Origin of the sequence: Pseudoalteromonas sp. HM-SA03, assembly GCF_002289345.1 — a bacterium.
Classification (GTDB): Bacteria; Pseudomonadota; Gammaproteobacteria; order Enterobacterales; family Alteromonadaceae; genus Pseudoalteromonas.
Window position 1 is genome coordinate 1 of record NZ_NSDG01000075.1, and the last position, 12,640, is coordinate 12,640.

At 44.6% G+C, this 12,640-nt stretch carries 7 protein-coding genes and 2 pseudogenes; 4 read left to right on the forward strand and 5 right to left on the reverse strand.

Translation table 11 applies throughout. The features are described 5' to 3' along the window. Positions 1-398 precede the first annotated feature (398 nt). A pseudogene (locus tag CKO50_RS14395) lies at positions 399-836 on the forward strand (DUF4143 domain-containing protein); the annotation flags it as partial. Between the two features lie 472 nt (positions 837-1,308). Here CKO50_RS14395 and CKO50_RS14400 read toward each other — a convergent pair. From CKO50_RS14400 to CKO50_RS14410, 3 genes and pseudogenes are all read right to left on the reverse strand, one after another. Continuing rightward, on the reverse strand, positions 1,309-3,192 hold the full coding sequence (locus CKO50_RS14400) for a hypothetical protein (protein WP_095728710.1): 1,884 nt from the start codon (positions 3,190-3,192) through the stop codon (positions 1,309-1,311). A 137-nt stretch (positions 3,193-3,329) separates the two neighbouring features. Further along, positions 3,330-5,751: pseudogene (locus CKO50_RS14405) on the reverse strand (YbcC family protein). Continuing rightward, positions 5,751-7,319 carry an NADH-quinone oxidoreductase subunit L gene (locus tag CKO50_RS14410; RefSeq protein WP_095728711.1) on the reverse strand — a complete coding sequence of 523 codons (1,569 nt, stop codon included), beginning with the start codon at positions 7,317-7,319 and terminating at the stop codon, positions 5,751-5,753. Before CKO50_RS14410 ends, CKO50_RS14405 begins: the two are co-directional and overlap by 1 nt. A 110-nt stretch (positions 7,320-7,429) precedes the next feature. Between CKO50_RS14410 and CKO50_RS14415 the strand changes: the two genes are divergently transcribed. Then, positions 7,430-8,323: a LysR family transcriptional regulator gene (locus CKO50_RS14415; protein ID WP_095728712.1), complete on the forward strand. Its 894-nt coding sequence runs from the start codon at positions 7,430-7,432 to the stop codon at positions 8,321-8,323. Between the two features lie 164 nt (positions 8,324-8,487). Next, positions 8,488-10,107, forward strand: a complete 1,620-nt coding sequence (locus tag CKO50_RS14420) for a DUF342 domain-containing protein (RefSeq protein ID WP_095728713.1) — start codon at positions 8,488-8,490, stop codon at positions 10,105-10,107. A gap of 13 nt (positions 10,108-10,120) precedes the next feature. Here the strand turns inward: CKO50_RS14420 and mutM are convergent, their stop codons facing one another. Beyond that, positions 10,121-10,930: a bifunctional DNA-formamidopyrimidine glycosylase/DNA-(apurinic or apyrimidinic site) lyase gene (gene mutM, locus CKO50_RS14425; protein ID WP_095728714.1), complete on the reverse strand. Its 810-nt coding sequence runs from the start codon at positions 10,928-10,930 to the stop codon at positions 10,121-10,123. Positions 10,931-10,961: 31 nt separating this feature from the next. Next, positions 10,962-11,447: a hypothetical protein gene (locus CKO50_RS14430; RefSeq protein ID WP_095728715.1), complete on the reverse strand. Its 486-nt coding sequence runs from the start codon at positions 11,445-11,447 to the stop codon at positions 10,962-10,964. Between the two features lie 209 nt (positions 11,448-11,656). Here CKO50_RS14430 and CKO50_RS14435 point away from each other — a divergent pair, with 209 nt between their 5' ends. Beyond that, on the forward strand, positions 11,657-12,580 hold the full coding sequence (locus tag CKO50_RS14435; RefSeq protein WP_095728716.1) for a manganese-dependent inorganic pyrophosphatase: 924 nt from the start codon (positions 11,657-11,659) through the stop codon (positions 12,578-12,580). Positions 12,581-12,640 lie beyond the last annotated feature (60 nt).

Sequence of the window (12,640 nt, forward strand, 5' to 3'; positions counted from 1 at the left end):
CTAACTACGGATTGTGCATGATCATTTTGATCGGTCAACCGATAAACGCCTTAACTGATCAGCATTAGCCTCTTGGCGGTTTTTTATTGGGTTCATTTTATGGAGTATATTAACCTTCATAGTTTCGCTAAACTTCAACTGTTATTAGAACAAAAAGGCAACCGCATGATTAACCTGTTCTGTACACAAAAACTCATTGCAAAGCTCCCTTTCAATGAAGGAGTTATACCCGCTTGTTCCGATGCAAAACTGACTGATTTAAGCACGCCTGACACTCACCCTTTGTCAGATTGGCATGCTAATTTGCTCACAATACAACGCAGAAACTGTGTGCTCCTGATGCATAATCAAACCCGCTTTCCGGTATTTATTATTGGTCTCACCAAACCAGATTTTAAGGATTGCCAAAATCGCCAGTAGCGGCCTATAAAAAAGAAAATATGGTTAAATTGTTTCTATTTGATGTGGGGCTGCTTAATCATATGCTAGGCAGCAGTTATAAAGAGATTAAGCAACAAAGCTATGAATACAAAGGTTACGTGGCTGAAAACTTCGTGCAGCAAGAGCTCACAGCCATCGGCGTTGACCCAAGTTATTCATGGAATGACGCCCGCGCCGAAATCGAATTTATTTTGGCAACCGATGAAGGCGATATCATCCCTGTTGAAGTCAAAAGTGGTAACCGTACAAGGGCAAAATCGTTGGCATCTTATGTTGAAAAATGTGCACCAAGTAAAACTTTTAAGTTAACTGGTACACAAAGCTCATCAGCGTTAGAACAAACCAAAATCGTAATGCCTTTGTATTTCACGCAGTATTTACCTCAGAGATGGTAAAAGCGCGTTATCTAAAAGCACAAGATCTACACAAAGTTACCTTATGGGTAACAATTTGTAGGCCTGAATGCCTACCATTCGACACTCTGATTTATCACTCTTGGATACCATAGTATCCATATTGAGCTTATTTCTATTGAAATGGACACCATAATGCCCACTTCAGGCTAGGTGAGTTTCTGCTGACTTATCACTATCACGTAGAACCAGTAAAAAAATGGCCAAATTATGTTGACGGAAATCCCGCTCGATAAAGCCCTTCAAAACCTCTATTTTTAAGTCCTAACAGCAGCATAAAAACGGCACTGTTTTTCCGTAGTCATAGCCAAGGAGCACCACTAAGATTTAGTAAAAGCCATAGACAAGTGGTGGGCAGTTTGGTGGGAAAACAGGCATTTTTTAGCGGTTTCTTTTCGGTAAGTTTTTGAGTTTTTAAATGTTTAGATTGCCACCCGAGGGTGGCATTTTCATTTTACTCTTCTTTATTTTCGAGTGCTTCTTCTCGGCGCAGATAAGCGCCGGCTTCATCACTACTTGCACGCAGTTGGTGGTTTTGATCCACTGCTCTCGTTTGCTGATTGAGTTGGTACACTTGTGAGGCATTGCCTAAATCACGCTCGCTGGTAATTGCGGCGATGGATTCTCGGTCTTTTAAGAAACTAATCACATCTTTACGGATGTCGCTTAGCTGTGCATCGTCTTTATGCATTTCTAAAATATGTCTTGGGTGCTCTAGGTTTTTCATGCCCGTGGCAGCGAAGGTCGTTGATACTATTCTCGACACCACTACCCAAGGGGTAATACTGCTGCGTACTAGCGTATTTTCAGAGCGAGTGGAATCGTGAATGCCAGTTCCTGTTGATATTTTAGACTCAGTAAATGTCCCTTCACATTTAAAATAAACCAGCAGAGATTCAAACTGCATCTCGGCGTAGAATACGTGTGCAGCATTGGTTAGCATTGATGCAAACGATTTAATCAATAGGCCACTTAGCAGTAGATGTACGGCTACCATCACAACGGCGCTAAATGACGCGATGTTTTCTTCGCTGAAGGCATTAGAAAAATTACTGATATTGGCGCTCGTTACATAGTGGTAAATATCTACTACGGCATAAGCAAAAAAGACGCTTAATCCAAGGGTCACTAGCAGCAATAAGTTACCACCAAGCAAAGATAAAAACCTAAAGCGTTCAAACGATTTACCTAAATCTAGAGGTAGAACTTTAGGTTGTACTTCTTGGATCATTTCGCCTTTAAAGCCGCCTTTACCATCAACTTGTTCTTGCAAGCTGGGATCTAGCTCACGATAAACCCGGTTTGGTACTTCTTTATACCGGCGATTTGCCATCACCAAGTTGTCTAAGTTAATAAATATCTCGTTTGGATGTACTGATTCTTGCCAGTTCTCTCTTAATTCAGATACTTCAACCACTGGGTTTACTTTGTCTAAACGCGCTTTAAGCATAACAGCAATAATGGCGCTACAACCAAGTGCAAGCACGATAACGCCCGTGAGATAAGCCCAAGTATGAAGACTAGGTAGCGGCGCAAAAAAGAGCTCAATATCGGCTTTACTTAACTTTCCTTCATCCATGATATAAGACAAAGTTAAGCCAATCAGGATTGGTAGCACAAAAGAGAGCGAAATCACTTTAGCGAGGGTCGCACTCCCCAAAGATTCAATAGCATGTTCCGCTTTGCGTGAAATCGGTTTAGCCGCGCTATACCAACATGACAAAATATATATCATCAGTAAGGTGCTATAGATTGGAAAAGTCAGCTCCCCAGCATCACCGGCAAAGCCCGACAGCGATACAAACGCCACCACACCATAAAGCACAAGTGCGGTTAATGTACTCACCCATGCACCAAATAAGCGTTGGCTCATATTTCTGATAGGATAAGGGAGAAAGAGTAATTTAGGTGCAATGCTGTGAAGTAAACGCGATAAGAACCCTTTCGGTTCTACAAACGTGCTGTTCTTTCGGCCAATCAACATTTCTTCTAGCGTTTTCGCCGCATAAGCTACATCAGCCTTTTCTTGCTGAGCGGTTGAAGTTTCTGATTTACTGAAGTTATAAGCTAAAGAGGTGGGATGGTTGCGACCCACAAAAAAGCGCAGCGTTGCATATATTCCTTTTGCAAGAGAAGTGATCCCAAAGCCTAAAATCAACATGCCAAATAGCATGATGATCCAACCCATACCCGCATCGCTCTTAACTGAGCTGGCGGCAATCACCAGTAATGCAATTCCAGCAACAGTTTGTATTGCACCACGAATAGCTGTGATTTTACCTTCCGTTTTAAATGGGTTTTTAAGCCCTAAATCAATAGAGCCATAATCAAAAGCCACTAGCAGCCTCCTTGTATAAACAGTCCAATGTCGGTGGCTAGGAGGTCGTCTAGTTTACGCAGCGTCCAGCCACACCTTTTAATTTCTGCAATACTCTGCACAATAACTTGTTAAGTTGCAACGAGTTTCGTTTGAATTCAAAGAAGTTTCCACTTACCGTTATCAAATCGGCTAACTTCATTACAATTAGGCGAAATAGACAGAAGATAAAGCCACTCATTTTCTACCAATTGTTTTACAACTGGATGTGCTGTCATGATTTGCTCTAGTGCTTCGGTTGGTGCTTGTACGATCACACTTAGACGTTGTGGGGTATGCATCCATTTTTCACCGTTATGAACGGATTGCATTGGCAGACCAATTCGCAAATCTCCGCCATTGCCTTCAAACACTCCTATTCTCCCCCCCACTACATTATGCAATACCTTGTTACCACTGCCATATTTGTGGGTATCGGTTACTGAAGCGTTATATTGCATATTGATCCAGTTGGTGACAAGCATAGGGGCGGTTAAAATAGCAGTTAACTGACTAAAGTCTTGGTCTTGCTCCGCGCTGTATTCGTGCAAAAAGACTCGACCTTGCAGGCCAATTCCCTGCGTAACTTGTCTCGGCGCGACCACAAATGCTGCATTGTTGGCAAGGCCCCATTCCGGCCTAACTTGAGACCAATCTTTAATACGGGCTATAAATCGCTGCTCTAATTGCTGCTCGGATAATTCTTTACCAGTTATCGCAAGTGTATGAGCGCGCTCTACTCTAGCCTGATGCGATGCTTGCTTTAACCAGCGGAGCATCTCTGTATCTATTTCGCCATAGGGGCTAATTGTTTCAGTGGTGGTATTATGCAGCGCTGCAACAAACCGCGTTTGCGACGGAATAGCGATGCCTAGCGCGATTAATTCTGCACGTACCGCTTGGTCGTTCAGAAGTTGCGCGAGTACTTTAACATTCACTTCTCCCGACTGGCCGCCACATGCACCGCATTGCAGCCCGGCTTCATGTAAATTATTGGTGGTATGTGCTCCGTGGCCAACCAATAGGACTGTATCAGCAAATTCAGTCAGTCCCATCCCTTTTACTATGCCAGCTGCGAGTTTAGCTTGCTCCAAAACAGTAATTTCGTGTTCGCCCTGTTTTAATTGCCACTTTCTTGAATCAATATGACTATCGACGGGATGATGAGTTTTTTGCAGTGAAAACACTTTGCTAAATAGCTGATAAAAGTAACTCATCCCCATCGACTCCACCATCGAAAATGAAGCAGCCGCAGAGTGAGACCAGCTATGCCAACGGCCAGCTTGCTGACGTTTTGTGGCAAGGNGGCGTTTGTATTGCGGTGATTGGTGCTTTTAATAATCCGGGTAACTGTGGCCGATTAAAACGGCAGTTAGTCGCATGATAATCAATCGGTAGGCCAAAGAAACCAGCATAGCCTATGGTTTGAATGCCTGCGTTTTGAGTTTCTAACGCACGGCGGATCACCTCTGAGCGCACATCAATACAAAAAGCCGCTTGTAAGCTTGGTGTAGCTTGCTCACGAGCCCCCTCAGATTTTACCTGCTGAGTCTTTAGCTGCCCCACTAAAGTGGCTTGATAGCTGAGCTCGAGTGCCCGCTGAAATACCAGGCGCGGTAACAATGCCTTTTTATGTTCAATCACAATCTCAGCAAGTTGCTGCTTTTGCTTGTTCCAATGGTATTGAATACGGGTAAAGGTCGTTGGATGGCGCTCACTCACATAACGCCAAATCACCAGCTCCCACGCCATTCGAATTGCCAGTAACGCACGCATATCGGAAGCCGGATGCTGGGCAAGATCCGCTTGCCAGCGTTCATAAGCCGCCCAAGATGCCCAACCATTAATGTCTAACAATAGCATGTGCGCATAATCACTCAGCTCATTAAAACCAATCCCTAAGGTGTCGACAGCGAGTGCAATTAAAGACTCAGGAGACGTTGGCAAAGCCTTAAAGTAATCCACTAAGCCCGACTCCCCCATGACGATGCTTATCCCCAAGTCTCGCGATACGGTTTCATGCCAGTGGCGATACAAACAGAGTTTATCCTCACCTTGGGTTTGTTTGAGAATAGGCTGCACCTGCTGATAATGCGCGGCGCAAAATTGGCTAATTTGGTGGCTGATCTCCTCTTGCCATGGCATCTTATGCTCAGAGCGATAACGGTCAAGCAAGTCCGCTAATGTATGCCAATGTGGCAACTCGCCGCAGTGACTTTTTTTGAGCCAATTGAGTAGCGCATTGGTGCTGTGATCCACCGCGTAATGTGCCGCAGATTGCTGCAATGCTTGCTCTGAAATTGCCTCCTGCTGCCATTTTTCAAGATAAAATGCCACGGGCATCAGCATTCTAACCTGTGCCAACGCGCTCATTTTATTAACTACCGCATCAAAGGGCAGATCGCGCATTCCCCAAAATGGATTCACTGCGATTAATTGATCGAGCGGCCAAGTTGGCGCAATACGTGCCTCAGCGCTCAGGAGTTGTTGCTGTTGCGGCTTAGATAGCTGAGTCTGTTTGTTGCCTTGTGTGTCTATCATTACTTCTGCTCCTCGTGCCCTGCTGCATAGCGATGAATGGCTAGGTGTTTCTGCTTTTTAATACGTGGCAAATGGACGGGCCAAAGTAATATGGTTAATCGCGTCATCCACTCGTCTAAGTACAGGCCGGCATACAACACCCGAGAGAGTTTTTGCACCGTTACCAAATGTGCGCGGTAATAGAGCAGATAATTTACTACGATGAGTACCACTACTAAGCCGAGCAACCAAATATCAGCACCATCGAGTGCTTGCGCCCTGAGCTCATTTGGTAGCGCGATCACCAAGTGCAATAGCCACTTTTGCGCACTATAGGCTGCCAATAACACCACGGCTGCGGTGATAATTCTAAAATAGCTACTAGGGGCTTGCGCCTCAAAACGCAGCGCTAGCCACACCGTTAATGCGCCAACCATTAATCCCCAAATACTGATAGGACCTTGATATTCAATAACGACTGCAGCTGCTGTAGTGAGGCCAGTTGCCACGGCAAGTGCAATGAGCCATTGCCACAAGGGCGGTTCAAGTTGGTCGCTCAAGCGACGAGTCAAATCTTCATGGATCCACTGGCTTGAGTTTAAAAATGCATGAGCCTTGTAGGCTGAATGGGCTAATAAGTGTAGCAGCGCTAATTCATATAATCCCAAAGCACACTCCACTAGCATCAGTCCCATTTGCGCACAGGTTGACCAAGCCAAACGCACTTTTAAACTGATCCGCGTTGTCATGATAAGCGCGGCCAATAATGTCGTTATTCCTGCCACGATCAAGATCAGCCATTTCGCAGCTTCTACGCGTAAAATCAAAGGGCCAAACACCATCACCAAAAAACCACCCAAATTAATGATCCCTGCATGCAGCAGAGCACTTACCGGTGTGGGTGATTCAACCACTTGCATCAACCAGCCATGCACTGGCAGTTGCGCGCATTTTATCAGCGCCACAATTGCAAGTAAGCCAGCTGCTGATTGCTCTAGCACAGTCAGTGTCGTTGCGTGAGTTAAGTAATAGTCGGTGATGTCATTAAGCCGGAGCATGCCAGTGCTGAGGTAGATACAAATAAAAGCCCCCAGCAATGCACTTTCTGCCAAGCGCGCCAAAATAAACTTTTTGTGTGCGGCCAATGCCGCTCTCGGGCGGTTAGGATAAAACAGTAATAGACGATGCAAGCTCAAACTAATGCCAACCCAAGCCAACCAAAATAGGATTAAGTGATTACTGAGCACCACAATAGTCACGCTCAGTAATGTCGTGAGTAGATAGCGAAAATAACGGCCACGGTGTTTTTCACCATGTAAATAGTGAATGGAGTAACGCAGTAAAATAAAGCTCATAAAGCCAATCAATGACACCACGCTAAGCCGTAAAAAGTTTATTTCAAACAAGCCACTGGCAATATCACCTTGCGTTGCCCAACTCCCCCAGCCAAAGGCGATACAAACTGCCACACCGATAGCAAAACCGTTCGCAATACGAAATAACCCAGCGTTACTACGAGACGCTTTGCTCATGAAAGACGCTGCAATCAAAAAGTGTAATAGCAACAACACCACTAAGATATTAATCATCACTTTCTATGCTTCTCACCCAAGTCTTGAATTAGGTCATTATTCCAACCTTTTTAATTTAATAAAAATAGATATAATTTAACCATTCGTTCTGTTTTACTTATATATAAATGAGTCGACTTAATTATCATCACCTTTATTACTTTTGGCAGGTTGCCAAGCTCGGAAACCTGACTCAAGCCGCCAAAGAGTTACATGTTTCGCAATCTGCGCTCTCGGCGCAAATCAAACAGTTGGAACATAATGTCGGGGTATCGCTATTTGAGCGCGTAGGCCGCAGCCTAATGCTCACCGATCAGGGTAAAAAGGTGCTGAGCTATGCCGATGATATTTTTACCACTGGGCAAGAACTCGAAGCCTTGCTAAGCAAAGGCGTACAGTCAACCACCCACGTAACTATTGGAGTGTTGACCACTCTGTCACGTAACTTTGTAGAAGCTTTTATTAGTCCTTTGATGCGGCGTAGCGATGTGCAATTTAAATTAAAGTCAGGCAGTATTTCTGAGCTACTCAACGGCTTAACCAATTATGAGCTGGACTTAGTACTTACCAACCGCACAATAAACCTAGATACTTCAGACCCCTATTGGCAGTGCCAACTGGTTGCCAAGCAACCGCTGGCGATCATTGGTCCGCCAGCCCTCAAGCCAAGCACGCCATTTCCACAAGGCTTTGAAAAAACACGCTGGATCTTGCCACCTGCCAACTCAGATTTACGCACCGCATTTAATGCATTATGCGCTCAGCATCAATATTTCCCCAACATTTTGGCAGAGGTCGACGATATGGCAATGATGCGACTACTGGCACGAGACAGTGGCGCGGTGGCCGTTTTACCTGCCGTAGTAGTAAAAGACGAAATAGCCCAAGGAGTGCTACAGCAATATCAGGAACTACCTAATATTTATGAGTATTTTTATGCGATTTCAACACAGAAAAAGGTGGTTCCTGAAGCGATAAAAATCCTGCTGCAAGAAGCGCGTGATAAGCCCGCACATTTTTAAGCACGCTGATTTTTATTCACCTGAAAGTACTAGAAAATCACGATTTATTTCTGTTTTTTAACTTAACCCATATTAACGTAAGAAAATTGGCCTAAGCACTTGACCAATTGATGTTTATTTAGCAAGCTGAAACTATAGGATAAAAATTCGACGAGGCAGTTATCGTGTTCAAGCTTGCGCACAATGGCAATATCTTAATGGATGTGAAGTCTGCTTCACCGCCAAGTGCTGCATTTGTGATTGAAGCCCTTGAAAAATCGCAATTTGCCGACTGTGAAATTGATCACGACTCGATTAATGCCTTTTTCCAAAGCGACTTCCCCGAGAGCCAAATTGTCGTTGCGAAACAACATGATGCCGAATTTGAAGTCACCTTAAGTGACGATAAAATGCAGGCCTTTGGGCAACTTAAAACTGCTCGAGGTGGTAAAGCAGTATCATTAGAAGAGGCAAAAAAAGCCATTGTTAAAGCGGGTGTCAGCCGTGGCTATAAGCAAGCTTACCTTGAAAATATCCTGCGCAAACAATTTGAACTTTCACCTGGTGAAGAAGCATCTGGATTAATCGCCCAAGGCCGACCACCACAAGACGGCCAGTCAGCAAAATTACTGCCGCATGTACAAACTTTAAAAGAGAGACTCAAGCAACCTAGAATGCGTGAAGATGGCACCGTTGACATGCGTGATTTTGGCAAGCTTGCAAGCGTCGCCCCGGGTGATTTACTGGTGACTCAAAAGCCCGCAACGCCAGGTAAAGAAGGCTTTACGGTTAGCGGTGAAAGTATTGAAGCAAAGCCCGGCGAATCGTTCCAGCTTATGGCGGGTGAAGGCACTGAGATCAACCCCAACAACCCACTAGAGCTTATCGCAACCATTGCAGGTTGCCCCTCAGATATCGCCAATGGTATGCGTGTGGATGACGTATTTACGATTGCCGATGTCACAGTAAAAAGTGGTCATGTCGACTTTAATGGCAGCGTTGTGGTCACCCATAATGTGGAGCCAGGTATGCACGTGACCGCCCAAGGCGATATCACAGTGCTCGGCACGGTGGAATCAGGGGAGCTTATCGCAGGTGGTAATATTGAGGTCCGAGGCGGCGTGATCGGCCATGTCGACCATAAAAATAATGAACAAGGCTTAACTTGCAAACTTATCGCCAAAGGCAATGTTGAGATTGCCCATGGACAATATACTTATCTTGAAGGCGATAGCATTATTATCAATAAGCAAAGCAACCACTGCGATATTAAAGCGCAAAAGCTGGTACAAGTTGGTACAGGCGATCATCCAAGTGGCAAGCTAATAGGTGGTTCGATCATAGATGCGCAAATGGTGGTTGCAGGAGAGATTGGCAGTGAATCTGGCGCTAAGATGATGATTTATCTTGCACGCAAAGGTCTCAAAATCACCCAAGAAACCGACACCCTGTTCAAAGAAGTCGCCGCCACCAATGATTCTTTAGATCAACTACAGCAAGCGATTGAAAAAGCAGAGTTAGTAAAAGACGCAGCTAAAAAGCAACAACTCAAAACTAAAATTGGCGCAACACAGATGCACTACTGCCAGCAAGCCGAGCACCTTGAGCAAAAGCTCAGCCAGCTTGATCACGACTTACACGATTTGCTCAACAACACGAAACTTGCGGCAAACAAAGCGCTTCATTCAGGGGTTGAAATTCATATCTTTGATCGCGTGTATAAAACAACCCGCAGTTATCCCCCTTGCTCAGCAACGCTACAAGAAAACCAAGTTAAAATAGACTTTAAAACCACAGGCTCCTAGCCTGCACTTTACTTTAGCGCTGACACTTAGCGCAATACACTGTGCTGCGTTGCCCTAGGCGTATTTCTTTTAATGGCGTTTCGCAGCTTACGCAAGGCTCACCTTTGCGACCATACACCAGTAACTCTTGAGCAAAGTAACCCGGTTTACCATCACTTTGAGCAAAGTCTTTAAGTGTCGTCCCCCCTTGTTTGATAGCTGCGTTTAAGGTTTCCTTGATGATCGGCGTCAACAATTGGTAGCGTTTAAGTGAAATTTTGCCTGCTTCTTTTTTCGGGTGGATCCCCGCTTTAAACAAAGATTCATTGGCATAAATATTACCCACACCAACCACTACATGATTATCCATAACAAATTGTTTAATTGGCTGCTTTTTGCCTCTGCTTTTTTCAAATAAGTACTCTGCAGTAAAAAGCTCGGTCAACGGCTCAGGACCCAGCTTTTCAAAAACGCTATGATCTTCGCCTGCACCTTGCCATAAGAAGGCACCAAAGCGACGCGGGTCGTTCAATCTGAGCGACTTACCTGAGGCCAGAATGATCTCCACATGATCATGCTTTTTTAATGGCTCTGTACTATCAACAACACGTAAGTTTCCTGACATCCCCAAATGCAAAATCGCAGTGCCATGCTTGGATTCGATAAGCAAATATTTTGCCCGTCGCTTAATCGCAAGCACCTTCTCACCTTCAAGCAGTTGCACTTCCTCTGGTACAGGCCACCTCAGCTTACCATTGTGTACTTTTACGCTTTGGATAATATGTTGCTCTAAATACGGTTGAATACCTAAACGGCTCACTTCGACTTCTGGTAACTCAGGCATAATTCACTCTATTACTGTGTGGTTTGTGGTATTACAATTCTATCGGTAGAAATAATGCTTTGGCTTGCACGCTATCAAGCTCAAACCAACGCTGTTGTTGTTTATCAAATAATACAAAGCCATTATCGCTAGGATACAGTTGATAGCTAAGGGGAAGCTCTTGAGTTGCCAGCCAAAACTGCGCAGCGCTCAGCGCGGGATCCAACTGCTTTGGCGCCTCAACAACCAATAGCTGTAAACTTTGCCACTTGGCAACAAGCGCACGTAAGGCATCTTCACTAAATCTCTGGTTTGAGCCTTGCGGTAATTCTATACGCCAGCTTGTACCAATGCGTTCAATTTTATAGCCCGGAAATGCCATGGTTAGGACAAAGCTTTGTTCTGGTAGCACAGCTTGTATCTTTGCTTTATCGTCGCTGGGATTCAATTTATAATGGAGGCCGTTGAGAAAAAAGATCATCAGTAACATGGAAAAGATCACCACGTTATTCCAGCCCTTACGGCTCATTTGAATCATACCCATCTCCTAAGCGTTTGAACAGTTAGTGTATAATACTAATTTGCATTTATACATGCTCAATTAGCCCTTGCTCGCCGAGGCTATTGCACCCAGCTCAACAATCTGTCACTAGCGCACGCTATCTACGCCAAATTGCGCATTTAGACCCTATCAAAACGACAAGTTATTTTGCTAGAATGTGGGCAAAATTTTAAGGAGTTCCGTCAATGGCAATGTATGTAGTGGGTCATAAGATCCCTGATTCAGATTCAATCTGCGGTGCAATCGCACTTGCTTATTTAAAAAACCAAATTGGTGAAGAAGCAACCCCTACGCGCTTGGGTGAAGTCTCACCGGAAACTCAGTTTATTCTTGACCGTTTTGGTTTTGAAGCACCAGAGCTTAAGATGAGCTATGCTGGCGAAGATGTGTATATTGTTGATCACACTGAAAAAACACAAGCACCAGACGACATCGATAAAGCAACTGTGGTTGGCGTAGTTGATCACCACAAACTAGGCGACCTTACGACTTCAACACCACTTGAGTGTTGGATCCGCCCAGTTGGCTGTAGTAACACGATTATTAAAATGATGTACGACTTCTACGATGTAGAAATCCCAGCAAACATTGCTGGTATCATGATGTGTGCAATTCTAAGCGACACAGTCATCTTCAAATCACCAACTTGCACCACTGCGGATATCAAATGTGTTGAAGCACTTGCAAAAATCGCAGGTGTTGATGATGCTAAAGAGCTTGGCATGGAAATGTTCAAGGTGAAATCAGCAGTTGAAGGCACACCAATTCGTGACCTGGTCATGCGTGATTTCAAAGACTTTAATATGAATGGCAACCTTGTTGGTATTGGCCAGCTTGAAGTGGTTGATCTTGCTGTATTTGATAAGATAAAAGATGAGCTACATGCCGATATCGCAAAATTAAAAGAAGAAGGTAATCGCCACAGTGTGATGCTGCTACTTACTGATATCATGAAAGAAGGCTCACAAATGCTGATCGCTTCTGATGATGAAGCGATCATCGCAAAAGCATACGACGTTGAGCCTGAAGCAAGCAAAGTATGGTTGGACGGCGTACTGAGCCGTAAAAAGCAAGTTGTACCACCATTGCAAGACGCATTCGCTGGTTAATACTGCTCGCCGAGACGAAAGTCTCGGCTGTTTTTANCACCTCACTCCAGGTATATTCGC